23 protein-coding genes and 1 pseudogene are annotated in these 23,998 nt (G+C 43.7%); 14 read left to right on the forward strand and 10 right to left on the reverse strand.

Going from position 1 to position 23,998, the window contains the following annotated elements:
* Positions 1 to 75: 75 nt before the first annotated feature.
* Both QWZ07_RS08880 and argA read right to left on the reverse strand, forming a co-directional pair.
* The gene (locus tag QWZ07_RS08880) at positions 76 to 267 is read right to left on the reverse strand and encodes a hypothetical protein (RefSeq protein WP_008223046.1); all 192 of its coding nucleotides are present in this window, start codon (positions 265 to 267) and stop codon (positions 76 to 78) included.
* Positions 268 to 550: 283 nt separating this feature from the next.
* On the reverse strand, positions 551 to 1,888 hold the full coding sequence (argA, locus tag QWZ07_RS08885) for an amino-acid N-acetyltransferase (RefSeq protein ID WP_017110219.1): 1,338 nt from the start codon (positions 1,886 to 1,888) through the stop codon (positions 551 to 553).
* 162 nt (positions 1,889 to 2,050) lie between these two features.
* On the opposite strand from argA, the gene QWZ07_RS08890 reads away from it, so the two are divergent.
* From QWZ07_RS08890 to csdE, 4 genes are all read left to right on the forward strand, one after another.
* Entirely contained in the window at positions 2,051 to 2,524 is a 474-nt protein-coding gene (locus QWZ07_RS08890; protein WP_192853468.1) for a DUF2850 domain-containing protein, read from the forward strand.
* A gap of 81 nt (positions 2,525 to 2,605) precedes the next feature.
* A complete protein-coding gene (mltA, locus tag QWZ07_RS08895) occupies positions 2,606 to 3,718 on the forward strand; it encodes a murein transglycosylase A (RefSeq protein ID WP_017110217.1) in 1,113 nt (370 codons plus the stop codon).
* A gap of 113 nt (positions 3,719 to 3,831) precedes the next feature.
* A complete protein-coding gene (gene tcdA, locus QWZ07_RS08900) occupies positions 3,832 to 4,641 on the forward strand; it encodes a tRNA cyclic N6-threonylcarbamoyladenosine(37) synthase TcdA (protein ID WP_016768337.1) in 810 nt (269 codons plus the stop codon).
* Positions 4,642 to 4,678: 37 nt separating this feature from the next.
* Complete coding sequence (csdE, locus tag QWZ07_RS08905) at positions 4,679 to 5,107, forward strand: cysteine desulfurase sulfur acceptor subunit CsdE (RefSeq protein WP_192853454.1); 429 nt, start codon at positions 4,679 to 4,681, stop codon at positions 5,105 to 5,107.
* 181 nt (positions 5,108 to 5,288) lie between these two features.
* Here csdE and csdA read toward each other — a convergent pair whose 3' ends face one another.
* The 3 genes and pseudogenes from csdA to QWZ07_RS08920 all read right to left on the reverse strand — a co-directional run bounded on the left by csdA (position 5,289) and on the right by QWZ07_RS08920 (position 8,479).
* On the reverse strand, positions 5,289 to 6,500 hold the full coding sequence (gene csdA / locus QWZ07_RS08910; RefSeq protein ID WP_192853455.1) for a cysteine desulfurase CsdA: 1,212 nt from the start codon (positions 6,498 to 6,500) through the stop codon (positions 5,289 to 5,291).
* A gap of 86 nt (positions 6,501 to 6,586) precedes the next feature.
* Positions 6,587 to 7,480: a 2-dehydropantoate 2-reductase gene (panE, locus tag QWZ07_RS08915; RefSeq protein WP_192853456.1), complete on the reverse strand. Its 894-nt coding sequence runs from the start codon at positions 7,478 to 7,480 to the stop codon at positions 6,587 to 6,589.
* A 110-nt stretch (positions 7,481 to 7,590) separates the two neighbouring features.
* Positions 7,591 to 8,479 (reverse strand): annotated as a pseudogene (locus QWZ07_RS08920) (nucleoside-specific channel-forming Tsx family protein).
* A gap of 511 nt (positions 8,480 to 8,990) precedes the next feature.
* On the opposite strand from QWZ07_RS08920, the gene QWZ07_RS08925 reads away from it, so the two are divergent.
* Entirely contained in the window at positions 8,991 to 10,337 is a 1,347-nt protein-coding gene (locus QWZ07_RS08925) for a DUF4397 domain-containing protein (protein ID WP_192853458.1), read from the forward strand.
* Positions 10,338 to 10,412: 75 nt separating this feature from the next.
* Here the strand turns inward: QWZ07_RS08925 and QWZ07_RS08930 are convergent, their stop codons facing one another.
* The 4 genes from QWZ07_RS08930 to QWZ07_RS08945 all read right to left on the reverse strand — a co-directional run bounded on the left by QWZ07_RS08930 (position 10,413) and on the right by QWZ07_RS08945 (position 14,162).
* Positions 10,413 to 11,771, reverse strand: a complete 1,359-nt coding sequence (locus tag QWZ07_RS08930) for an AmpG family muropeptide MFS transporter (RefSeq protein ID WP_102326987.1) — start codon at positions 11,769 to 11,771, stop codon at positions 10,413 to 10,415.
* Between the two features lie 54 nt (positions 11,772 to 11,825).
* Complete coding sequence (locus QWZ07_RS08935; protein WP_017104452.1) at positions 11,826 to 12,374, reverse strand: peptidylprolyl isomerase; 549 nt, start codon at positions 12,372 to 12,374, stop codon at positions 11,826 to 11,828.
* Positions 12,374 to 12,943, reverse strand: coding sequence for a YajG family lipoprotein (locus QWZ07_RS08940; protein ID WP_017110209.1), 570 nt, complete (start codon positions 12,941 to 12,943; stop codon positions 12,374 to 12,376). Before QWZ07_RS08940 ends, QWZ07_RS08935 begins: the two co-directional genes overlap by 1 nt.
* Before the next feature lie 67 nt (positions 12,944 to 13,010).
* A complete protein-coding gene (locus QWZ07_RS08945; RefSeq protein WP_017104450.1) occupies positions 13,011 to 14,162 on the reverse strand; it encodes a methyltransferase in 1,152 nt (383 codons plus the stop codon).
* 174 nt (positions 14,163 to 14,336) lie between these two features.
* Here QWZ07_RS08945 and bolA point away from each other — a divergent pair, with 174 nt between their 5' ends.
* The 9 genes from bolA (at position 14,337) to nqrM (ending at position 22,455) form a co-directional block, all read left to right on the forward strand.
* Positions 14,337 to 14,645 (forward strand): transcriptional regulator BolA, encoded by a 309-nt coding sequence (bolA, locus tag QWZ07_RS08950; protein ID WP_017064186.1) that lies wholly within the window; start codon positions 14,337 to 14,339, stop codon positions 14,643 to 14,645.
* Positions 14,646 to 15,166: 521 nt separating this feature from the next.
* Positions 15,167 to 16,507, forward strand: coding sequence for a Na(+)-translocating NADH-quinone reductase subunit A (locus QWZ07_RS08955; RefSeq protein WP_065104966.1), 1,341 nt, complete (start codon positions 15,167 to 15,169; stop codon positions 16,505 to 16,507).
* A 5-nt stretch (positions 16,508 to 16,512) separates the two neighbouring features.
* Entirely contained in the window at positions 16,513 to 17,757 is a 1,245-nt protein-coding gene (locus QWZ07_RS08960; RefSeq protein WP_017110204.1) for an NADH:ubiquinone reductase (Na(+)-transporting) subunit B, read from the forward strand.
* Positions 17,747 to 18,514, forward strand: coding sequence for a Na(+)-translocating NADH-quinone reductase subunit C (locus tag QWZ07_RS08965; protein ID WP_102340715.1), 768 nt, complete (start codon positions 17,747 to 17,749; stop codon positions 18,512 to 18,514). The genes QWZ07_RS08960 and QWZ07_RS08965 overlap by 11 nt, the downstream gene beginning before the upstream one ends.
* Positions 18,514 to 19,146 carry an NADH:ubiquinone reductase (Na(+)-transporting) subunit D gene (locus tag QWZ07_RS08970; protein WP_008223083.1) on the forward strand — a complete coding sequence of 211 codons (633 nt, stop codon included), beginning with the start codon at positions 18,514 to 18,516 and terminating at the stop codon, positions 19,144 to 19,146. The genes QWZ07_RS08965 and QWZ07_RS08970 overlap by 1 nt, the downstream gene beginning before the upstream one ends.
* A 7-nt stretch (positions 19,147 to 19,153) precedes the next feature.
* Positions 19,154 to 19,750, forward strand: coding sequence for an NADH:ubiquinone reductase (Na(+)-transporting) subunit E (gene nqrE / locus QWZ07_RS08975; RefSeq protein WP_004735211.1), 597 nt, complete (start codon positions 19,154 to 19,156; stop codon positions 19,748 to 19,750).
* A gap of 29 nt (positions 19,751 to 19,779) precedes the next feature.
* Positions 19,780 to 21,006 carry an NADH:ubiquinone reductase (Na(+)-transporting) subunit F gene (nqrF, locus tag QWZ07_RS08980; protein WP_009848376.1) on the forward strand — a complete coding sequence of 409 codons (1,227 nt, stop codon included), beginning with the start codon at positions 19,780 to 19,782 and terminating at the stop codon, positions 21,004 to 21,006.
* A 173-nt stretch (positions 21,007 to 21,179) separates the two neighbouring features.
* Entirely contained in the window at positions 21,180 to 22,184 is a 1,005-nt protein-coding gene (locus tag QWZ07_RS08985; protein WP_065104965.1) for an FAD:protein FMN transferase, read from the forward strand.
* 16 nt (positions 22,185 to 22,200) lie between these two features.
* On the forward strand, positions 22,201 to 22,455 hold the full coding sequence (gene nqrM / locus QWZ07_RS08990; RefSeq protein ID WP_017104444.1) for a (Na+)-NQR maturation NqrM: 255 nt from the start codon (positions 22,201 to 22,203) through the stop codon (positions 22,453 to 22,455).
* A 179-nt stretch (positions 22,456 to 22,634) separates the two neighbouring features.
* Here nqrM and QWZ07_RS08995 read toward each other — a convergent pair whose 3' ends face one another.
* Positions 22,635 to 23,864, reverse strand: a complete 1,230-nt coding sequence (locus tag QWZ07_RS08995; RefSeq protein WP_192853459.1) for a GGDEF domain-containing response regulator — start codon at positions 23,862 to 23,864, stop codon at positions 22,635 to 22,637.
* Positions 23,865 to 23,998: the final 134 nt, after the last annotated feature.

A 23,998-nucleotide genomic window follows, 5' to 3' on the forward strand; every position in this document is an offset into this window, starting at 1 on the left:
GCTGGAAGTAAAGCTAGGAAATGGCAGGGTAAATCGTATACACAAAGCAACCATCCCTGGTTGCTTTGAACGTTATTAGGAATCCGTGCCTAAAAACGCTCGAGTAAACGATATATGGTTTATCTTATACTTTGCTTGGCAATTCAAAATAAACTCTTTTAGGTTCTCGCTCACAGGGAACACGCAGTGTACGTCTAGCCCTTCTAAGAATTGGTTATCAGCCATATCCCAAAAACTTTGCAGCGAGTTACAAACAATGGTTCTCATATCAATGTTGCTCTTTTTGCTGTTTATACTAACGAGCAGAGCTACTGCTAGCGTGCTGACCGTTAACGGGTATAGCAATCCGTGCAGTTACCATCTCAATGAGTTCGATACGACTATCGAGATGGCAATTCCTATAAAAACATTTGTTAATATTATTAAAGCGCTTAAATTCTATACAATAATCAGTGTGAGTGAAAGTGCATATTTAATAAAACCTATACAGTAAACGATTACATTTGCAATTAATTTACGATCAAAGTGAGATTTTAGTCCAAAACTTTATTTACACGTTCAATGCTAAGATCTTTGAGTTTCTCTGATAGTTGTATAGCCCCTGTTTTTCCATTGGCAATTCATCAACACCTATCTCGTAAAACCCCTGTTCGCGGAACCAATGAAGGCTGTGTGTGGTAAGAACAAATATTTGGTCGATGTCACGCGACTTGGATTGATGACGCATGTAATCCAGCAATAATTGCCCACGGTTCCCATCGCGGTAGTCAGGGTGGATAGCAACACACGCCATCTCCGCCATGTGATCTTCGGGATAAGCATATAGTGCAGCGCAGCCAATAATCAGACCGTCTTTTTCGATAATGGTAAAGCGATGGACTTCTTGCTCTAACTGCTCTCTTGAGCGACGAACGAGAATACCTTGCTCTTCAAGAGGGCGAATTAGGTCAAAGATACCACCGATGTCATCGATCTGAGCTTGTCTGACTTGCTCAGCACTCGCCATGACCACTTGGGTTCCAATACCGTCGAAAGAGAACAGCTCTTGGATTAATGCGCCATCCACTTTGTAGCTGATTAAGTGACAACGAGGCACACCAGCACGACACGCTGAGATCGCGCCTTTCAAGAATCGAAGTGTCCCTGTACTCATGTCTTCAGCTGGATTTTGAGATTGAGTTAAGCGTTCTAGAATTTGCTTGGCGTCTTTAGGGAAAAGTTCGGCGAGTACATTACCGTTTTGATCCGTTACCCCTTGCTCCGAGCAAAAGCCAATTAACTTATCAGCCTTTAAACGAATGGCCACTTGAGTTGCGACCTCTTCAGAAAGCAGGTTAAAGCTTTCACCTGTTACCGAGCTGGCAATAGGGCCAAGTAGGACGATGGAGCCTTGGGCTAGTGTACGATTAATCCCTTCAATATCAATTCGACGAATACGCCCGCTGTGACAGTAATCTGTGCCGTCATCGACACCTAATGGCTGAGCGGTAATAAAGTTGCCGCTCATGACGTTCAGTTGAGTGCCCGCCATTGGGGTGTTGTTCAGGCTCATTGAGAGTCGAGCTGTGATGGCGAGTTGCAATTGGCCTGCAGCCTGCATCGCAACACCCAGAGAATACTCATCGGTGACTCTAATATTCTTGTGATAAGGCGTATGGCAATCTTGCTTTGCTAACAGTTGGTTGATCTGCGGCCTTGCCCCATGAACAAGAACAATCTTGACCCCAAGGCTGTGGAGTAAGGCAATATCACTAATAATGTTACCAAAGTTTCTATCGGCAACGGCTTCTCCTCCCAGCATAATTACCATGGTTTTACCACGGTGGGCATTTACGTAAGGGGTTGATTGTCTGAAACCTTTTACTAGCGCTGTACTTCTTAATTTCACAGAACAAGTCCATTTGTGTTTATTTATTCGTTAATTTAGCATTTAAATTCAAAAGTAAACAACACATTTTTGGAATAAAGCGCAAACTATTCTCATCTAGGGTTCATTATATAAACTGTCTCAGTGTAGAATGCGCATAGCATCTTTATGAGTAGTTACCGAATGCAACAAGCTCCAGCAAGAAAGAACAAGATAGATGAGATAACTAAAGGCCTCTACAGTGAAGCTGAGCAGCGCAACCAATCTAAATTGAAGCGTAAGATCATTGAACGCAGCTTAATGGCATTAGCGTTGGTCGGTACGTTTGCGGTGGTGTCTCTTTTTGGTGATGTTATTAATCGAGTGCAAGATGCAGCAACACCCGATCACTTGCTTTATGGCACCTGGGTTGAACAAGATGTTGCTCATTATGCGACAGATGAATTTGTGCTAAATGACAACGGTGTTTCAGTCGGTGGTTCAGTCATTTCGACTAACTTTGAGTTCGATGGCAACTATTTTGAATATAAGGCGGGGGATAAAACGTATCGCTTCCGCATGACCAAAGCTGATCATACAGAAATGGTGCTCGATTCAGATGGGCACTACAACCCAGTATTTCGCCTCAAAGGCTATATTGATAATTCCGGTCGATAGGTTATCTTACTGTAAACTCTTACAATCTAAGATTGTGTTATCTGACCGTTTTTGTCATCCTCGATGCATAGAATTTTTAGGATGACTCTTGTGATTAAAAAATGGCTTCCCCTTGTTGCCGCCTCTTTACTATTTGGCTGTGCTCAACCAACCGATCGTGCTCAACAACACCTTGATGATGAATTTCCCCGTACCTTAAATAAGGTCGATCAAGTTGAATCCAACAAACCAAGAGACTACACCGCATTTTCAGAACAAGCTGAGATGGTGGTTTCTAAATCCCCTTCAATGGCAAAAATCTATGAACCGCTTTATCAGCAGCTTAATGAGTGGGCGATGCAAAGTGGTGATCCGAGCGAGCTAGCTAACTTCGGTGTTCAAACCGCTCAACTTGGTGGTGGCGATAAGCAAGGCAATGTTTTGTTCACGGGCTACTTTTCTCCGGTGATGGAACTGCGCCATGAAGCAAATGAAGAATACCGATTCCCTGTTTATGGACTTCCTGATTGTGATAAAGATTGTCCGACTCGCGAAGAGATCTACAATGGTGCATTAGAAGGCCAAGGTCTGGAATTAGGTTACGCAGCAAATCGTATCGACCCGTTTATGATGGAAGTGCAGGGCAGTGGCTTTGTCCATTTTGGTGACGACGATACGCTTAAATATTTCGCGTATGCGGGTAAGAACAACAAAGCTTACGTGAGCATTGGCCGTGTATTGATTGATCGAGGCTTAGTTCCACGCGAAAAAATGTCATTAAAAGCCATTAAAGAGTGGGTGTTGGCGAATGAGCCTTCAGTGGTAAAAGAGCTGCTTGAGCAAAACCCTTCTTTTGTTTTCTTTACTTCTAGGGAAGATTTATCGGTAATGGGTAGCGCAGGCATTCCATTGTTGCCAATGGCGGCGGTTGCAGGTGATCGTTCTATTCTCCCGATGGGCACACCTATTCTTGCTGAGGTTCCGTTACTGAATGCTGATGGTACTTGGAGCGGCGCGCACCAACTAAGACTACTATTGGTTTTGGATACCGGTGGTGCGGTTAAGCAGAACCACTTAGACCTCTACCACGGTATGGGACCAAGAGCGGGTACTGAAGCGGGTCATTACAAACATTTTGGTCGAGTGTGGAAGCTGGGTTTAGATGGCAGCGCAACCGAAGCGCCTTGGGCTTTGCCTCCTGAAAAGGTCGAGTAAACAACAATAAAATAGGGCATTGAAAGCGAATCGCTAATCCCCTAGACTTTTAATTCAAGAGTGCGTATAAAACGCACTCTTTTCTTTTTCTCAGAAATAAATTGGCGGCAACAATGCGTGAATTGACCACTCCAGCTTCAGAAAACTATGACCAACGATTTGGTGGCACTCGTCGCTTATATGGCAATAGTGAAGTCGACATACTTAGAGCCGCACACGTGTGTGTTATCGGTATTGGTGGCGTGGGTTCATGGGCTGTTGAAGCGCTTGCTCGTACTGGTTTAGGTGAGCTGACGTTGATCGATATGGATGACGTGTGCGTGACTAACATCAACCGTCAAATCCACGCTATGTCGGGTACGGTTGGCAAGAGCAAAATCGAAGTAATGGCAGAGCGGGTCAAGCTGATTAACCCTGAGTGTAAAGTGAACCTGATTGATGACTTTATTGGCCCAGACAATCAGGCTGAATACCTATCGAAAGAGTTCGATTTTGTTCTCGATGCGATTGATAGCATGAAAGCTAAGGCTTCCCTGTTGGCGTATTGTCGTAGCAACAAAATCAAAGTGATCACCACGGGTGGCGCTGGTGGGCAAGTTGACCCGACTCAAATCAAAGTGGCTGATCTAACTAAGACGATTCAAGACCCGTTAGCGAAGAAATTGAAAGACACATTACGTCGTCATCATAATTTCCCTAAGAACCCAGCGCGTAAGTTTGGTATCGATTGTGTGTTCTCTACTGAGCAACTTAAATACCCTCAAGCCGACGGCAGTGTATGTGCTGCGAAAGCGACAGCAGAAGGTCCAAAGCGTATGGATTGTGCGACGGGTTTTGGTGCGGCAACGGTTGTTACGGCTACCTTTGGTTTTGTGGCGGTTTCACGTATCGTAGAAAAGATCGTTCAAAAGCATACTAAGTAATGTCTTCTATTCAATTAATAATCGACTGGATATTAAAATGACCACATTCCCAAGCTCTCCATTCGGCACTGAAATTACCAGTGATGATATTGTCTCGAAGATGCAGACATTCAGCGGCTGGGAAGACCGTTATCGCCAAGTGATTCAATGGGGTAAGAAATTACCTAGCATGCCTGATGAGCTTAAGAGTGAGCAGGTTGTGGTTTCTGGTTGCGAAAGCCAAGTGTGGCTAGTTTCTCAGAACATCGATGGTGTTTGGTATTTTTGCGCAGATTCGGATGCGCGTATTGTGCGTGGTCTTATTGCTTTAGTGATGGCTGCGTATGACGGTAAAACATCAGAGCAGATTCAAGCGTTCGATATCGATGGATACTTTGAACAAATCGGTTTAATTACTCATCTAAGCCCATCTCGCGGCAATGGATTAAAGGCGATTGTTGCTCAAATTCAAGAGCTAAGTGCTTAACATTTCTTAGACACACAGAAACAAAAAGGGTTGACGCTAAACGCCAACCCTACATAATCTCGCTACTCGCTACTCGCTACTCGCTACTCGCTACTCGCTACTCGCTACTCGCTACTCGCTACTCGCTACTCGCTACTCGCTACTCGCTACTCGCTACTCGCTACTCGCTACTCGCTACTCGCTACAGCATATCAACGGCTTTTTCTATCGCCGCTACGAGCTTTTCAACATCATCTAGATTGTTATAAATACCAAATGAGATTCGTACTGTCCCTTTTACATTAAGTGCATCCATTAATGGATGAGCGCAGTGGTGACCAGCGCGAACTGCGATACCTTGTTGATCCAACAGCGTAGCAATGTCTTGATGGTGAACACCGTCCATCACAAAAGTAATCACACTTGCACTGGGTTGATATCCCAAAACCTGAATATCATCCAGTTTACTGAGTGCAAGATAAGTCTCGTGCTGTAACTGGTGGATATGATTTTCGACATCTTGCTGAGCAAAACCACTTAACCATTCTATTGCGGTACTTAATGCTATTGCTCCTGCTACGTTTGGCGTGCCCGCTTCAAATTTCCCCGGCAGTTCAGAAAATGTGGTGCCAGAGAAAGACACGCGCTCAACCATCTTGCCACCACCATGCCAAGGTGGCATCGCTTCAAGCAATTCAAGCTTGCCATAAAGCACCCCAATACCAGCTGGAGCATAGAGCTTATGTCCAGAGAACACGTAGAAATCAGCCCCTAAAGCAGCAACATCAACGGGCTCATGAACGATACCTTGCGCGCCATCGACCACAACAATTGCATTCATCTTGTGTGCTTTCTCGATAACTTGTTCAATGGGCTGGCGAGAACCCGTAACATTGGTTATCTGAGCCAGAGCAACAATCTTAGTTCGTTCATTCAAAAAGGCGTCAAACGCAACAACGTCAAAGTCACAGTCCGATGTCATCGGTACTTTCACGACTTTAGCACCAGTTTGTTCTGCCACAATTTGCCAGGGCACGATGTTGGCGTGATGCTCCATTTCACTGACTAAGATCTCATCGCCAGGTTGAAGCGTGCTTCTAGCGTAAGTTTGTGCGATCAGGTTAAGTGCTTCGGTTGCACCGCGAGTCCAAATAATCTCTTTTGACGATGTCGCGCCAATAAACTGAGCGACCTTGTCTCTTGCTGCTTCAAATTGACTGGTTGCTTGAGCTGTTAAGCTATGACTGCCACGGTGAACATTGGCATTTTGCTTGGAGTAATATTGGCTAATAGCATCAATAACCACCTGAGGTTTTTGTGTCGTCGCCGCGCTGTCTAAGTAAATCAACGGTTGTTGGTTGATGGTTTGTGATAGCGCAGGAAACTGCTCTCGGATGTGATTGATATCAAGCATCTATTCTTACCTAAATCTTGGAAATTGGTGCTAGCTTTATGCTGAGCGGTATCGTTATTTTATCGCGACTTGTTAACCGTTGCTGACTAATCTTGATGATTCCAGCTATTTTCTCGTTCTTTAACCTGAGCGAAGAGCTTTTGGTTAACAGGAACCTCTATCTGATGCTTGAGTGCCGTCTTTAAAAGGTGTCCGGTAATGAAGTCGATCTCTGTCTTTCGTTGGTAAAACATATCTTGCTTCATTGAGGAATTGTTCTTTGCTGTCGCTTGAATAACCTTGCTGACGCTTGTCTCTAATTCGTCAAATGAACAAGTAATACCTTCAGCCTGCATCACTTGCGTGAGTTCTTTAATTATAGAACTCAGAGCTTCGCTAAATCTTTTGTCAGCAAGCTCTCCGTTTTTGATCTGTTCCAACCCAGTCAGTGGGTTGATGGCACAATTGATGGCGAGCTTAGTCCATAGCGCCGTTTTTATTTCAGGATTCCAACTCACGGTAGGTAAAGCGTGTTCCAACACATCAACTAAAAAAGTGCACAGTTGACCTTTGAGGTTAAAAGCACCCAACTGGGTTTGTCCGATTCCTGTATGGGATACATTGTTGCGATTGGGTTTGAATGCCGCTTGGGTGGTGGTCGCCAATACTACTGGGTGAGCATCAATTTGAGTCTCTATATGGTCGACCGCGCCCATTCCATTGTGCATGAACATGAGAATGGTGTCAGGGTCTAGGTGTTGAAGCAGTGGAGTGGTTGCTTCTTCTACTTGCCAAGCTTTGACCGTGAAGATCACTAGGTCACTTTCTGATAGCTTCTCGATATTGTTGTTACTGAAGGAAAGTGAAGCTTGTCTATCAAGCGATACGTCAATTGAGTTATCAGTGGAGCGACTCCACAAAGACACATTATGACCCGCTTGAGAGAGTTTGATAGCCCACAAAGAGCCGATAGCTCCAGGCCCAATAATTGAGATGTTCACAGCAATACCGAGATAAGAAAGTGATGCTGCAAGGATAACGAGGCATTAAATGAAAGCAATAAAAAATGGCACCCGAGGGTGCCATTTTGGAAACTTTCTTAGAAATTCGATTAGAACTTGTAAGTAACTGCGAAGTAGTGTGCTACGCCAGATGTAGAGAACTCACCAAACTGTGGGTTAGCGTTATCAATTAGGGCACCGTCTTTTAGGCCGTATACATCTTGATATAGTTTTAAACCGTAACCTACTGCAAATTGGTCATTGTGCCAGTAAATACCGTTGAACATTGCGCCGCCATTACTAGATTGGTTGTATGAACTATCACGACCAAATTCGTAATCGATGTAACCTTGGTAAGCAATGAATGAGCCGTTATCAAAGTTTACGAATGGTTTGAACCAGTTAGTCGAGAACTGGTAACCGTTCCAATCTTTTGCATTTAGATCGTACGTTGCGTAAAGGTTGAACTGCATTTTGCCGAACCAAGGTACCATTACGTCAGAACCAATACCTGTTTTTGTTGCATAGCCGCCGTCAGCTTTGCCATCGATAGTAGTGTAGTTTGCAACATATAGTTCTTTTACTGGACCGAAAGAAAGATCTTTACCAGTTAGGCCATCGATAGACATACGTGGAGCAAATTTAACAAACAGTTGATCATCATCTGCTTTGTCGCTGCTGCTATCGTTAGTTAGGTTAAAAACGTCAATGTAACCATAAAGATCGAAGATTCCAGAGCGACCACCAAATTCCATTTCAAGGTAAGTATGGTCTTTATCTTGTGGCTTCTCGTCGATAGTGTGCATGATATTAAACTGCATCCAGTTGTAATCATTTTTGTGAGTATCGCCGTCAGAATAATCCGCTGCCATTACCGGAGCAGAAGTTGCTGCAAGTAGGCCAAGAGTTAAAAGTGATTTACGCATAATGGAACTCTCTATGTTTGAAATAAGTAACCCGCTAATCCGTGCGTGTTTATGATGTCCGAATGCCGAGCATAATAGCGATTTTGTTCTCAAATAAAAGTGAGACGCGATGAAAATTGCAATTATTAATGTGAACTTGATCACACTAATGATCTAAATGATGGAACTTTAAGATGGCAATGCATCTTGATGCACCACTAATTCTATTGATTTTGTGAAATTCGATTATTTTATGGATAAATTGGTGAATTACTGCCCTAAGCAAACGATTCTACTGAATAGAGTGACATGCATATCAAAATCAACAGTATTCCTTTCCAAGCCTTTTCGCGCTGAAAAGTGACTAAATCAAATCGCCCTCCATCCTGTGTTTGATCTATTTTTGACCAACTCCGTAATGGTGGGGGAATCAATTGATGAACAACTCATGTGATGAGTAATTTGGAGTACGAACCTGATTACTTTTCAAATCACAGAAATATTTGAGACAGTTCACTGCACTAAATACCGAGAAGTATTTAAAGATTTTTACTGAGCTAATCTTCTGTGTGACGAACTGGTCTAACTTTTTGGAGAGAAGACCGATGAAATATTCACCATTATTAGCGGTAGCAATTTCAGCGCTGTTCATTGTTGGGTGTGACGATGACGATGAACCAACGACACAACTGCAAGCCGTTCATGCATCACCCGATGCACCTCTAGCTAACGTTATTGTAAACAGTCAGGCTCGTTGGACTGGCGTTGATTATGCTCAAGCGTCTGGTTACGCCTCTGTCAATCAAGGACAGACATCAGTACAAGTCGATGTTCAACTTCCTGGTGACGCTGTCGCTACGGTGATCCCTCAAAGCCAATTCGATTTGAGCGGTGATTTAGATTACACCGTTATGGTGGTCGGTGATGCTGATGGTTCCAATAACCCTGTAGAGGCTTTAGTCGTGACACGCCCCGCTGAGGGAACCGCAACAAGTTCAAGCCTAGATGTGCAAGTTGTACATGCAGCAACAGGAGTTGGTGCGGTGAACCTGTATGTTACTGGGCCGAGTGATCCGTTGGGCGCGCCGCTTGGGACTCTAGACTACAAAGATTTTACTGATGTGTTGAACATTCCAGCTGGTCAGTACCGAGTAAGATTAGAAACAGTGAGCGGAAGTGCTATTGCTTTTGACTCTGGAGAAATCACACTGTCTGGCGGTAGCGAGCTAACTATTGCGGCGGTGCCAAGAGCTGATTCAAACAGTGCATCTCCGGTGAAATTGATGGTGATGGATGGGAAAGGATCGTCTTTAATTTACGATATGGCAGAAACTGCTGAGGTAAGAGTGGGGCACCTTGTTGATGGAGCACCGGTTGTTGATGTGTTCGTGAATGCAGCGGCATCGACTGATTTTGCAGATTTGATGTTCAAAGATGTAACGATGTTTAAAGATTTGGCTGTGGGCAGTTACGACTTAGATGTGTATCAAGATGGAACCACGACTTCGGCATTCATTGACGTCGATGGGTTAACTGTATTTGCTGGAATGGATTACAGCATTTATGCCGTCGGGACTGTCTCTCCATTGAACTTGGAAGCACTTGTCGTTCCTGAAAACCGTCGTCCGGTAGCGACTAGCGCAGTGTTGAACATCACCCATGCGGCGGCAAACCCAGTTGCAGCTTCGGTTGATATTTACTTGACTGAGAACGTAGGAATCTCTGGAAGTACTCCTGCGTTGAGTGATGTGAAATTTAAAGATTACGCGAATGGCATTTATGTGGCTGCGGGCTCTTATTATGTGACGATCACAGTCGCAGGTGACCCATCGACTGTTGCGATTGATTCTGCGCCTGCAACTTTGACTAACGGGGTCGTGTATCAAGTGGTGGCGATTGATGATTCGATGGGAACTGGCTTTAACTTAATAGTGAGTGATACGACAGACTAGCTCCTGAACATCTGAATACAGAAAATAAAAGAGGGTAGCTCATTGCTACCCTCTTTCTTTCGTTTGCTTTTTCTCTTATTCGTGGTTCTGTTTAGCTTTTTCTAACAAATCAGTGAAAAAGTGGCGTAACGAATAGAGCATGATCAAACTCGGTATCACCATTAATGATGTCAGTATAAAGAAGGTTGACCAGTCATTGAGGAAGTCGACCAATTCACCGCTGAAAGATGCCAACGTCGTTCGACCAAAATTACCTAAAGATGCTAATAGAGCATATTGCGTTGCAGAGAAAGCTTGCCCAGTTAATAGCGTTAAGAAGGAAACGAATGCCACTGTCGAAAAGGCGGTTGTGAAGTTATCGACAATAATCGTTGCAAGGAATAAGTTTTCATTGGGTCCTACTTGAGCAATCCATGCAAACATGAGGTTACTGGCAGCCATTGCCACACCGCCAATCATCAGCCCGCGCACAATCCCGAACTTCACATTAAAGACACTGCCTAACAAGGTGAAGAAAATTGTTGCACCCCAACCAATTAACTTGGAATAGTGGCCGATTTGTTCATTGCTAAAGCCGATCTCTTTATAGAAGGGAATCGACATTCTGCCTAAGAAGGCTTCACCTATCTTAAACAGGAAGACGAACAACAGCAGGGTAATTGCAACTTGAACACCGTTTCTCTTAAAGAAATCGTAGAAAGGCTCTAGCACTGTAACGCTTAGCCAGGCCACAACTTTAGAACCCACAACCTTATTATGGCGCTGCTGTGCTTCTTTTTGTAGCGCTTCGCGTTGTGTTGTTGGTTCCCCAACAAATAAAGTGAATAGCATTAGAATAATGACAACACCAGCCATGCCGTAATACACGCCATTCCAACCTATCGTATCGGCGTTGATAAAGGCGAGGTAACCCGGAAGAGAATAGCCTGTCCACCATCCCATCACGGCCATTGCGGATGCTTGTGGTAACTTTGATGATTCTGATTTTGGAAATGAATCAATACGGAAGGCATCAATCGCGACATCTTGGGTTGAAGAGGCGATCGCAATTCCGAGAGCAAGCATAGAGGTGAACATCAAGTCATTGGCTGGATTTACACCAGCGATGAAGAGTGTGCAGACCAATACAAAGCTTTGGCATAGGAATATCCAACTGCGTCGTTGACCTAATATTGCATGTAGGATTGGCAGTTTGACTCGGTCTACCAATGGTGCCCAAAGAAAGTTAATGGCATAGACAGCGAATACACTACCGAAATAACCAATCGCAGCACGAGTTAAACCAGCATCTTTTAGCCAGCCCGACATGTTAGAGCCGATAAGAACCCAAGGAAAGCCACTCGAACAACCCAGCATAAACACCCAAAGTAGACGTTTATCTAGGTAGCTACGGAAGGTCTGCATCCAAGAAAGAGAGGGAGTGCCAGATGACATGGGGCGTCCTTGTATAGAAAAACGCCCTTAAGAGGTTAAGGGCGCTGTATGAGATTACTTAAGAAGTGTTACTTTGTTGATGATGATTGGGTCGGCTGGGATATCTGACATACGGCCCATTCGCTTAGTCGGAATGGTTGCCATCTTTTGTACGACATCGAAACCTTCAGTCACCGTACCGAAGACAGCGTAGCCAGGGTTGCCACCTTTTGCATTCAAGAAGTCGTTATCCGAAAAGTTGATGAAGAACTGGCGAGTCGCAGAATCTGGCGCGTTAGTGCGAGCCATTGCAATCGTTGCTGTATCATTCTTTAGACCGTTACTGCCTTCATTTTTGATAGGGGCATAAGTCGCTTGTTGATTCATGTCTTGATCGAAGCCGCCGCCTTGCGCCATAAAGCCAGGAATAACACGGTGGAAGATAGTGCCTTCATAGCTACCGTCGGCAACATATTTAAGGAAGTTATCAACACTAATCGGTGCTTGCTCTTGGTTTAGCTCGATAGTGAAGTCGCCTAATGTCGTCTCTACGTTCACTTTAGGGCCAGCCCAAACGCTCACGCTAACCAGCATTAATGCAATAGAAGTCAAAATACGGCTCATTAGAAACGTTCCTTCATGTAGTTTTGCAGTTCAGCGTCGTTAGCAATCTCAGTAAGAACCAAATTGATCACATCGTTAAGAACCATTGAGATATCGTCGTTTGAAGCGCTTAATGCACCAGTACGAGTTGCCGTACCGTTGAATGTTTTAACGAGCTTACCTTCAGGTGTTTCAGCCGTTACTTCAAGTGTTACTTTACCGTCCATTTTGTTTTCCATAATAGTGTGTTCTACGGTAACAAGCGCTTCTTGAATCTCTAAAACAATTGAGTTTTCACTGTTTACGCTTGCACGGAAACCTTGAGAGTCCAGTTGTTTTGCTAATGCGTCCTCTAGAGAAATACGCATGTTTTGTTTAGCGTGAATCGGCTGGATATTTGAACGGCCACTATCAACCAAAGCAACATACTGAGCGGCACGAACATCTTTGCTCGTTAGTGTGTATGTTTTGTTTTGAACGATATTGCTTGAGCTTAGTGAAGCTTCTGGCATTACGTTGATCTGTTCTTGCTGAGGGGCTGAACAGGCAGTCAGAGCCATGATAGAAGCAGCCAAAATCAGTTTTTTCATTCCTTTATCCTTTCTAAATTCACACCAGAAGCTCGGTATTTTAAATTCTTATGAAGCAGTCTACTGCCTATTTATTAAAATTTGCAGGCTCTCTTGTTGCCTGTAATATCTCAAATTTTTGGTTCAATTCAAGCGTTTCGACATTTGCTTCACCAAATAATCTTGCTAGTTTGACATCGTATCCGAGGTGTCGGTTACCAATAACAATTAATTTGCCCCCGTTACTAAGAACATGCTTTGCATCACAGAACATTTGCCACGCAATGTGATCCGTGATCGCTTGCTGTTGGTGGAACGGAGGGTTACACATAACTAAGTAGGTGCTGTTTTTCTTAAAGCCATCTAAACAGTTGTTTGCGATGAACTGGAAGTTACCTTCTTCGCCAAGGTTGTCTTTTACATTCTGGCGTGCAGACTCCACAGCCATGAAGCTTTCGTCTACACAGGTAATACGAGCTTGTGGGTTTAACTGACCAGCTTTCACACTCAGTACACCATTACCACAACCCAAATCAATTATGTGACGCAATTCTGGATCTTGTGGAATGTGTTCCAACATATAACGAGCGCCTTGATCGAGTGACTCGCCTGAGTAAACATTTGGTAAATTTTTCAAGCGAATATCTTCACCGTCCACATCCCATTCAACATAAGGTTCTACTGTTTGAATCGGTTGGCAGTTTGGAGAAGAGAACACAAGGCGATGTTTTTTCTTAGCCAGAGAGGTTTTGGTTTCGCCCAGATACTTTTCAAACAGGTTCAGTGTTGAAGTGTGGATCTCTTTTACTTTATTCACACCAATTACTTGGCAGCCTTCAGGCAGTGCTTGGCGCAATTGACTCAATTGCCATATTAGGTGGCGGTTGGTTTTTGGCAATTGCATGATCACAAGGTCGATACCGTGTGGAATATCATCCATCGTGTTTAAAAAGTTCACACGGTTGCTCTGATTGCGCTGTAAGTTTTTTAGCGTTCCGCGATGAGAAATGAAAGAGTCACTCATCATGGTCACATCATGGTCTTTCGAGAACCAAGCGGATAGGGCGCCAAAACTGTCGTTCATTATCAGGATGTGTTTACCAGGTTCAAGATTCATCTCTTCAACATGGCTAATCAGGTATTCGTCGCCGGCATCCCAAGCTTGAAGGGTTTCATTTGAACGGTTGGGGAAACGATTTAGGGTTAAAGTTCTATCGTGAAGGGTAAGTTCAGTTTTCATTGCTTGAGATACTTATGTAAGAAATAACAAAGATATTGTCTCAAATGCAGACTGAACAAGATATAAAAAACTCGACTAAACCCCTTGAGTCAGCGATGAAATACTCAGACAGTCGCTTAGTTAGGGTTTATACTGGAGCGACAGATAATGCCAATACGCTATTAAGGAATCACAATGATCCAAGAAGTTATCGAAACAAAATTGCACAATGAGTTTTCACCAAGTCATTTAAACGTGGTGAATGAGAGCTATATGCACAATGTTCCGGCTGGTTCTGAGAGTCATTTTAAAGTGATTGTTGTCAGCGATGTGTTTGAAGGTTTGCGTCTTATTGCTCGTCACCGAGCGGTAAATAAAGCACTTTCAGAAGAACTGGCGAATAATATTCACGCGCTATCCATTCATACCTATACAAAAGATGAATGGATGAAGCAGTTAGATAACGTGCCAGACAGCCCTATGTGTATGGGCGGTGGAAAGTAATAGATTCAATACATATAAAGAGAGGTGGTTATGCCGCCTCTTTTGTCATCAAAACTATGTGTTTTTAGGTTTTATATCACTCAGATTGATGTCAAATTGAGCTATCAAAAACACCTATAATGAGTAATGTTTTTATTAACAGTGTTTCAACATAACTCGTAAAATATTAGTTTGTGACAGAGTATTAATCTCTTGTTTAAAACACGATTCAAAAGCCATTTTATCTGTGCGGCTCGTCAAATTTATACATATTTGAGAGTCCATATGCTTCAAATCTCACCAAATAAAGGCCGTATTCAAGTTATTGGTCATGGCATCAAGTTGTCAAAAAATGCTAGAATACGGCACCTGATAAATCTCACATAATTAGTGTGATGAATTTATTAAGATAATGTTGCGATTTTGGTATCTCAAATCTACCGAAACCGGACACTGTAATGTCGTGTCTAAGGGCGGAATAAAACGTCCTGAATTTACGCAATTAAAAGAATCTTTTTCCCGATAAAGTAGTGCAAGTGCGTATGATTACAATAAAGAAGGGTTTGGATCTTCCTATCGCAGGAACTCCATCCCAGGTGATTAATGATGGTAAGTCCATCACTAAAGTCGCCTTGCTTGGCGAAGAGTACGTTGGTATGCGTCCTACGATGCATACTCGCGTTGGTGATGAAGTGAAGAAAGGCCAAGTTCTTTTTGCAGATAAAAAGAACCCAGGTGTTGTATTTACTTCTCCAGCAAGCGGTAAAGTTATTGAAGTGAACCGTGGTGCTAAGCGTGTTCTTCAATCAGTAGTGATTGAAGTAGCAGGCAATGAGCAAATCACGTTCAATAGCTATGAAGCTAACCAACTAGTAGGCCTTGACCGTGAAACGGTTAAAGCTCAGTTAGTTGAGTCTGGCGCATGGACCGCTTTGCGAACTCGTCCGTTCAGCAAGGTTCCAGCCATTGATTCTGAAACTCAGGCTATTTTCGTAACTGCTATGGATACTAATCCGCTAGCAGCTGAGCCAGAATTAATCATTAACGAGCAGTCTGATGCTTTCGTTGCTGGTTTAGATCTTCTTTCAATTCTGACTAACGGTAAAGTGTACGTTTGTAAAAAAGGTACTAGCTTACCTCGTTCAGCTCAGTCTAACGTTGAAGAACATGTTTTTGATGGCCCACACCCTGCAGGTCTTGCAGGCACGCATATGCATTACCTATACCCGGTAAATGCACAAAATGTAGCGTGGAGCATTAACTACCAAGACGTGATCGCATTCGGTAAGCTTTTCCTTACTGGTGAGATTTACTCTGAGCGTGTTGTTTCTCTGGCTGGTCCAGTGGTGAATAACCCTCGTCTAGTTCGTACTCAAATTGGTGCTAGCCTTGAAGAGTTGACGGACAGCGAGTTGATGCCAGGTGAAGTTCGCCTGATCTCAGGTTCAGTGCTATCTGGTGTTCACGCTTCAGGTCCACATGCTTACCTTGGCCGTTACCATCAACAAGTTTCGGTTCTTCGTGAAGGTCGTGATAAAGAGCTATTCGGCTGGGCTATGCCTGGTAAGAACAAGTTCTCTGTTACTCGTTCATTCCTTGGTCACGTGTTTAAAGGTCAGTTGTTCAACATGACAACGACGACAAACGGTAGTGATCGCTCTATGGTTCCAATTGGTAACTACGAGAAAGTAATGCCATTAGATATGGAGCCTACTTTGCTGCTTCGCGATCTATGCGCTGGCGACGTTGATAGTGCACAAGCACTTGGTGCGCTAGAGCTAGATGAAGAAGATTTAGCACTGTGTACCTTTGTATGTCCTGGTAAGTACGAGTACGGTCAGTTACTTCGTGAATGCCTAGATACAATTGTGAAGGAAGGGTAATTTTCATGGGCCTTAAAAAGTTTATTGAAGACATCGAGCATCATTTTGAACCAGGTGGTAAACACGAAACGTGGTTTGCGCTTTACGAAGCAGCAGCAACACTTTTCTACACACCAGGTACTGTTACAAAGAAAAGCTCGCATGTCCGTGATAGCGTTGATTTAAAACGCATCATGATCATGGTTTGGCTTGCGGTATTCCCAGCAATGTTCTGGGGTATGTACAACGCAGGTGGTCAGGCTATCGCAGCACTAAACCACATGTATTCAGGTGCAGAACTAGTTTCTATCATTGATGGTAACTGGCACTACTGGCTAACCGAAATGCTTGGAGCCTCCTTAGGGGCCGATGCAGGTTGGGGTAGTAAGATGCTCTTGGGTGCGACTTACTTCTTACCTATCTACGCAACGGTATTTATCGTTGGTGGTTTCTGGGAAGTGCTGTTCTGTATGGTGCGTAAGCACGAAGTAAACGAAGGTTTCTTTGTTACTTCTATCTTATTTGCGCTTATCGTTCCGCCAACGCTTCCTCTATGGCAAGCAGCACTAGGTATTACCTTTGGTGTTGTTGTAGCTAAAGAGATCTTCGGTGGTACGGGTCGTAACTTCTTGAACCCTGCTCTTGCTGGTCGTGCGTTCCTATTCTTTGCATACCCTGCACAGATTTCAGGTGACGTAGTTTGGACCGCTGCAGATGGCTTCTCTGGTGCAACTGCTCTTAGCCAATGGGCTCAAGGCGGCGGTAGTGCACTAATGAACGTAACATCGGGTGAAGCAATCACTTGGATGGACGCATTCATTGGTAACATTCCAGGTTCTATCGGTGAAGTTTCAACGCTTGCACTTATGATTGGTGCAGCAATGATTGTTTACATGGGCATTGCTTCATGGCGCATCATTGCGGGTGTAATGATCGGTATGATTGCTGTGTCTACGCTGTTCAACGTGATCGGTTCTGATACTAACGCAATGTTCAGTATGCCTTGGCACTGGCACCTAGTTCTAGGTGGCTTCGCATTCGGTATGTTCTTCATGGCGACAGACCCAGTATCAGCTTCATTTACCAATAAAGGTAAGTGGTGGTACGGCATCCTAATCGGCGCAATGTGTGTAATGATTCGTGTAGTTAACCCTGCATACCCAGAAGGCATGATGCTTGCGATTCTATTCGCAAACCTATTTGCTCCTCTGTTTGACCACGTTGTAATCGAGAAGAACATTAAGCGGAGACTAGCGCGCTATGGCAAGTAATAACGATAGCATTAAAAAGACGCTGTTTGTTGTTATCGCATTGAGCCTAGTGTGCTCAATCATCGTTTCAACAGCTGCAGTTGTTCTTAAACCTAAGCAACAAGCTAACGCAGTTCTGGATCAGCAAACTAAGATCCTTGAAGTTGCGGGCATTGAACTTGCGGGTAATATTCCAGAACTGTACGCAGAGAACATCGAACCTCGTTTAGTTGATTTCGCTACTGGCGATTTCGTTGACGGCGATGCTGCTGCATACGACCAACGTAAAGCGGCAAAAGATCCAGCTCAGTCAATCAAGCTTTCAGCTGAAGATGACATCGCTAAGATCATTCGTCGTGCTAACACGGGTACTGTATACCTAGTGAAAGATGGCGCTGAGACTTCTAAAGTTATCATCCCTGTTCACGGTAACGGCCTTTGGTCAATGATGTACGCATTCGTTGCGGTAGAAACTGATGGCAACACAGTTTCTGGTATCACTTACTACGAGCAAGGTGAAACTCCTGGACTTGGTGGTGAAGTTGAGAACCCAACTTGGCGCGCTCAATTCGTTGGTAAGAAATTATTCGACGAAAACCACAAACCTGCTATTCAGGTTGTTAAAGGTGGCGCTCCTCAAGGTTCTGAGCACGGTGTAGATGGCCTTTCTGGTGCAACACTGACTAGCGTTGGTGTTCAACATACATTTGACTTCTGGTTAGGTGATATGGGCTTTGGTCCGTTCCTAGCAAAAGTTCGTGACGGAGGTCTGAACTAATGTCTAGTGCAAAAGAAATTAAAAAGAGCATCTTAGCGCCTGTGTTGGATAACAACCCAATCGCGCTACAGGTTCTTGGTGTGTGTTCTGCTCTTGCGGTAACCACTAAGCTAGAAACAGCATTTGTTATGACTATCGCAGTAATGTTCGTTACTGCTCTGTCTAACTTCTTCGTTTCTTTGATCCGTAACCACATTCCTAACAGTGTGCGTATCATCGTTCAGATGGCAATTATCGCATCATTAGTAATCGTGGTAGACCAAGTGCTTAAAGCATACCTATACGATATCTCTAAGCAGCTATCTGTATTCGTAGGCCTAATCATTACTAACTGTATTGTAATGGGTCGTGCTGAAGCATTCGCAATGAAGTCTGCGCCAATCCCATCTCTAATCGATGGTCTTGGTAACGGTCTTGGTTACGGTTTCGTTCTTATCACTGTTGGTTTCTTCCGTGAGCTTCTAGGCTCTGGCAAACTATTTGGTATGGAAGTACTACCTCTAGTGAGCAACGGTGGTTGGTATCAGCCAAACGGCTTGATGCTTCTAGCACCTTCTGCATTCTTCCTAATTGGTTTCTTGATTTGGGCAATTCGTGTGTTCAAACCAGAACAAGTAGAAGCGAAGGGGTAAGGTAGTCATGGAACATTATATTAGTCTGCTAGTTAAATCGATTTTCATCGAAAACATGGCGCTTTCTTTCTTCCTAGGTATGTGTACATTCCTAGCGGTTTCTAAGAAAGTTAAAACTTCTTTTGGTCTTGGTGTTGCGGTAGTTGTAGTACTTACAATCGCTGTTCCTGTAAACAACCTTGTTTACACACACATCCTAAAAGAAAATGCACTTGTTGCCGGTGTCGATTTAAGTTTCCTTAACTTCATCGCATTCATCGGTGTTATCGCTGCACTTGTACAAATCCTAGAGATGGTTCTAGACCGTTTCTTCCCACCTTTGTACAACGCACTAGGTATCTTCCTTCCTCTGATCACAGTTAACTGTGCAATCTTTGGTGGTGTATCTTTCATGGTAACGCGTGACTACAACTTTGCTGAATCTGTTGTTTACGGCTTCGGTTCTGGTGTGGGTTGGATGTTAGCTATCGTTGCTCTTGCGGGTATCCGTGAGAAGATGAAGTACTCTGACGTACCTCCAGGTCTTCGTGGCCTTGGTATCACGTTCATTACTGTTGGTCTGATGGCGTTAGGCTTTATGTCTTTCTCTGGTGTTCAACTGTAGGGTAAGCACCCAGTAATAAGGAATAACAAATGCAAAGCATTATTCTTGGCGTAGCGATGTTTACCATTATTGTATTGGCTCTAGTACTAGTGATTCTTTTCGCTAAGTCTAAGCTAGTACCATCAGGTGACATCACTATTGCTGTAAACGGCGACCCTGAAAAGGCGATCGTTACTCAACCTGGTAGCAAGCTACTTGGTGCCCTAGCTGGCGCTGGTATCTTCGTATCTTCTGCTTGTGGCGGCGGTGGCTCTTGTGGTCAGTGTCGTGTAAAAGTTAAGTCTGGCGGTGGCGATATTCTACCTACAGAACTTGATCACATCACAAAAGGTGAAGCTCGCGAAGGCGAACGTCTTGCATGTCAAGTTGCTATGAAAACTGACATGGAGATTGAACTAGACGAAGATATCTTTGGTGTTAAAAAGTGGGAATGTACTGTTATCTCTAACGATAACGAAGCTACTTTCATCAAAGAACTTGCTCTAGCTATCCCTGAAGGTGAAGAAGTTCCGTTCCGCGCGGGTGGTTACATTCAGATTGAAGCTGAACCACATCACGTGAAATACGCAGATTACGATATTCCTGAGGAATACCGTGGTGACTGGGATAAGTTCAACTTGTTCCGTTACGAGTCTATCGTTAAAGAGCATTCGATCCGTGCTTACTCTATGGCTTCATACCCAGAAGAGAAAGGCATCATCAAGCTTAACGTGCGTATCGCAACTCCGCCGCCAAACAATCCTGATGTAGCTCCTGGTGTGATGTCTTCATACATCTGGTCTCTTAAAGAAGGCGACAAATGTACTATTTCTGGTCCATTTGGTGAGTTCTTTGCTAAAGACACAGACAATGAAATGGTATTCATCGGTGGTGGTGCAGGTATGGCGCCAATGCGTTCACATATCTTCGACCAACTTAAGCGTCTTAACTCTACTCGTAAGATGTCTTACTGGTACGGTGCACGTTCTAAGCGTGAGATGTTCTACATTGAAGATTTCGACGGCCTAGCGGCTGCAAACGAAAACTTCGTGTGGCATTGTGCTCTGTCTGATCCTCAACCTGAGGACAACTGGGACGGTTACACTGGTTTCATCCACAACGTACTGTACGAAAACTACCTGAAGGATCATGAAGCTCCTGAAGACTGTGAGTACTACATGTGTGGTCCACCAATGATGAACGCAGCTGTTATCGGCATGCTGAAAGATCTTGGTGTAGAAGATGAAAACATCCTACTAGATGACTTCGGTGGTTAATCCATTTAAGTGATTGATATTATGGCTGACTCCTACGAGTCAGCCATTTGTTTTTCTAAAGCTCGTTTTGACAACATACTGGCTTATATAAGAAAGAGTAAGGTATTTTTAAGACCTATGTTTACTCTTATTTTTCCTTATATAAATCCTCAACATTAAACAGGAGTAAGCAAGTGAGAATTTGGCTTGTTGCATTAACTTCTTTGATTTTTCTTGCTGGCTGTGAAAAGCCGATTGAGCAAGTGCATTTAAGTGGCCCTACGATGGGTACTAGCTACAATATTAAATACATCAATGGTGATGAGTTCCCTGAGTCAAAAGAGATTCACACCGAGATTGATCGCTTGCTTGAAGAAGTAAACGATCAGATGTCGACTTACCGTGAAGACTCAGAGCTAAGCCGTTTTAATCAACACAAAGGTGCAGACGCATTTGAAGTTTCTGAGCAAACTGCGATTGTAGTGAAAGAAGCGATTCGTTTGAACGGTCTTACTGAAGGTGCGTTGGATGTTACCGTTGGCCCTTTAGTGAACTTGTGGGGTTTTGGCCCTGAAGCACGTCCAGAAGTTGTTCCAACAGACGAAGAGCTTGCTGCTCGTAAAGCGAAGGTGGGTATTCACCATCTAAGCATTGAAGGCAATAAACTCAGTAAGGATCTACCAAACCTGTATGTCGACCTTTCGACGATTGCAAAAGGTTGGGGCGTTGACGTTGTAGCTGACTACCTTGATTCAATTGGCATTCACAACTACATGGTTGAAATTGGTGGTGAAATTCGCTTGAAAGGTCTAAACCGTGACAATGTGGGTTGGCGCATAGCGATTGAGAAACCAAGTGTAGAAGAGCGTACTATTCAAGAGATCATCGAACCAGGTGATATGGCGATTGCAACCTCTGGTGACTATCGCAACTATTTCGAGCGTGATGGTGTTCGTTACTCACACATCATCAACCCAGAAACAGGTAAACCTCTTCATCACAAAGTGGTTTCTGTGACTGTTTTAAACCCGTCTTCAATGACTGCAGACGGTTTATCTACAGGCCTTATGGTCTTAGGTGAAGTAAGAGGAATGGAAATCGCTAACCAGCATAACATCCCAGCGTTTATGGTGGTTAAAACAGCAGATGGCTTTAAAGAAATTGCTTCAGAAGCATTTAAGCCATACTTAGGTAAATAAGGTAAGCGAGAGAATTATGAATACATTTCTGATTACATTTGGTGTTTTTCTTGCCGTGATCACAGCAATGTCGATTGGCTATATTGTCCAAAAGAAAGTTGTGAAAGGTAGCTGTGGTGGTTTAGGTGCTGTTGGTATCGACAAAGTCTGTAATTGCCCAGAACCTTGTGATGCGCGTAAAAAGCGCGAAGCACGTGAAGCTTACCGCGTTGAGAAACTGGCTGAGCGTCAAGAAAAAGAAGCGGCTTGGAGCAAGGATCGTATCGCTTAATCGGTGATAACGGTTGATGCTAGTTTTCCTAAATTAGTCTTTAACTAATGGGTCATCTAGCTCTCTAAACGCAAAGAGCTCAAGGCATTGTCTTGAGCTCTTTTTGTTCCTAGAGACTTAAACGCTTAAAGTGAACAGCCTATAAAGGGTTTGGCTGTTATATATGTCTATATAACTACCTATGAACTCTTATTGCGAGTGCATACAAGCTGGTTTCTACCTTGCTCTTTGGCCGTATAAAGCAGTTCGTCGGCAGCTTTGATTTGTTCATCTAACTTGCCGTCTAAATCAGTGACACCAATACTGATGCTGACTTTAATACTTTGGGATTCATGTATGACTTCATGATCTTCTATTGCCACTCTCATCGATTCTAGATTATCAACGAAGCTTTCAAACGACCCACACGACTGAATACAAAACTCTTCACCACCAAAACGAACGGCTACATCATCGCTGAAGTGGTCCTTGATGATACCGCCCACGGCAACCAGTACCGCATCACCACCATCATGGCCGAAGGTATCATTCACTTTCTTAAAGAAATCGATATCCATCATCGCTATATTTCTTTCTTCACAGCCTTTGCATGGTTGATTGAACAAATAGCGACGGTTCCATAGCCCCGTAAGTGCATCTTCATTGGCATGACGAAACAGTTCATTGGTCGCTTCCTTCATATCGAGAAGCTGGTGAATACGGCAGAAAAATTCTTCTTGGTTAAATGGCTTATAGAGGAAGTCGTTAGCGCCCGCTTTAAGGAAGCGCGCGGTCATGGTGCGATCGTCGCTACCTGATAGACCAAGAATAGCGAGTTGGTTGCGGTCGTGGTTTACTCGAATGTCACGGGTCATCGAAATACCATCTTTTTTCGGCATGTCATGATCGGTAACGACAAACGTGATATCAGGATCCTTGCTGAGAAGCTCTAGTGCTTGTTCGCCATCTTTCGCTTGAATCGTTTGAATATATTGATGTTCGAGGAGTTGGACGACATATCGACGAACTACAGCTGAATCATCAACCACCAACGCTTTATGGTGTCGGTTATTCGAGATTCGATTAACCAGAGGAAGTAAGTAACTGACCGATGACATACTGTCTTTAAGGATGTAATCAAGCACACCTTTGGCGAGAACCTGTTCTCGAAGTGTGTTGTTGAACATACCGGTTAGTACAATGATTTTTTGTTGGTAGCCGAGTACCAAATCAATGATTTCACCATCTTGACCATCGGGTAGGCAGTAATCTAATACAGCACACAAGAAATCCGTCTCTTGCTCTAAGATCGCTTTCGCTTCCTCAATTGATTCTGCGAGTGCGACTTCATAGCCACTGTTTTTTAATTGCTGGTATAGATAGTTTCGGAATGCTCGACTGTCCTCCACCACTAGTATTTTTTCACTCAAAAGCTATCCCTACTTATCGACTAAATACTCCTTACAATACTATCAGAAGAGTGGACTGCTGTTGAAGTGAAACCTCTTGAGCTGGACACGAGATCATTTTAAATCGAGGAATAATTGATTATACTGTTCATAGA

This window comes from Vibrio lentus (assembly GCF_030409755.1).
Classification (GTDB): Bacteria; Pseudomonadota; Gammaproteobacteria; order Enterobacterales; family Vibrionaceae; genus Vibrio; species Vibrio lentus.

What these genes read in the sequence shown, in the direction of transcription:
- QWZ07_RS08880 (WP_008223046.1), bottom strand. Translation starts at nt 267, where the DNA reads ATGAGAACCATTGTTTGTAACTCGCTGCAAAGTTTTTGGGATATGGCT.
- QWZ07_RS08890 (WP_192853468.1), top strand. Translation starts at nt 2,051, where the DNA reads ATGCAACAAGCTCCAGCAAGAAAGAACAAGATAGATGAGATAACTAAA.
- mltA (WP_017110217.1), top strand. Translation starts at nt 2,606, where the DNA reads ATGACTCTTGTGATTAAAAAATGGCTTCCCCTTGTTGCCGCCTCTTTA.
- tcdA (WP_016768337.1), top strand. Translation starts at nt 3,832, where the DNA reads ATGCGTGAATTGACCACTCCAGCTTCAGAAAACTATGACCAACGATTT.
- csdE (WP_192853454.1), top strand. Translation starts at nt 4,679, where the DNA reads ATGACCACATTCCCAAGCTCTCCATTCGGCACTGAAATTACCAGTGAT.
- csdA (WP_192853455.1), bottom strand. Translation starts at nt 6,500, where the DNA reads ATGCTTGATATCAATCACATCCGAGAGCAGTTTCCTGCGCTATCACAA.
- QWZ07_RS08925 (WP_192853458.1), top strand. Translation starts at nt 8,991, where the DNA reads ATGAAATATTCACCATTATTAGCGGTAGCAATTTCAGCGCTGTTCATT.
- QWZ07_RS08930 (WP_102326987.1), bottom strand. Translation starts at nt 11,771, where the DNA reads ATGTCATCTGGCACTCCCTCTCTTTCTTGGATGCAGACCTTCCGTAGC.
- QWZ07_RS08935 (WP_017104452.1), bottom strand. Translation starts at nt 12,374, where the DNA reads ATGAGCCGTATTTTGACTTCTATTGCATTAATGCTGGTTAGCGTGAGC.
- QWZ07_RS08940 (WP_017110209.1), bottom strand. Translation starts at nt 12,943, where the DNA reads ATGAAAAAACTGATTTTGGCTGCTTCTATCATGGCTCTGACTGCCTGT.
- QWZ07_RS08945 (WP_017104450.1), bottom strand. Translation starts at nt 14,162, where the DNA reads ATGAAAACTGAACTTACCCTTCACGATAGAACTTTAACCCTAAATCGT.
- bolA (WP_017064186.1), top strand. Translation starts at nt 14,337, where the DNA reads ATGATCCAAGAAGTTATCGAAACAAAATTGCACAATGAGTTTTCACCA.
- QWZ07_RS08955 (WP_065104966.1), top strand. Translation starts at nt 15,167, where the DNA reads ATGATTACAATAAAGAAGGGTTTGGATCTTCCTATCGCAGGAACTCCA.
- QWZ07_RS08960 (WP_017110204.1), top strand. Translation starts at nt 16,513, where the DNA reads ATGGGCCTTAAAAAGTTTATTGAAGACATCGAGCATCATTTTGAACCA.
- QWZ07_RS08965 (WP_102340715.1), top strand. Translation starts at nt 17,747, where the DNA reads ATGGCAAGTAATAACGATAGCATTAAAAAGACGCTGTTTGTTGTTATC.
- QWZ07_RS08970 (WP_008223083.1), top strand. Translation starts at nt 18,514, where the DNA reads ATGTCTAGTGCAAAAGAAATTAAAAAGAGCATCTTAGCGCCTGTGTTG.
- nqrE (WP_004735211.1), top strand. Translation starts at nt 19,154, where the DNA reads ATGGAACATTATATTAGTCTGCTAGTTAAATCGATTTTCATCGAAAAC.
- nqrF (WP_009848376.1), top strand. Translation starts at nt 19,780, where the DNA reads ATGCAAAGCATTATTCTTGGCGTAGCGATGTTTACCATTATTGTATTG.
- nqrM (WP_017104444.1), top strand. Translation starts at nt 22,201, where the DNA reads ATGAATACATTTCTGATTACATTTGGTGTTTTTCTTGCCGTGATCACA.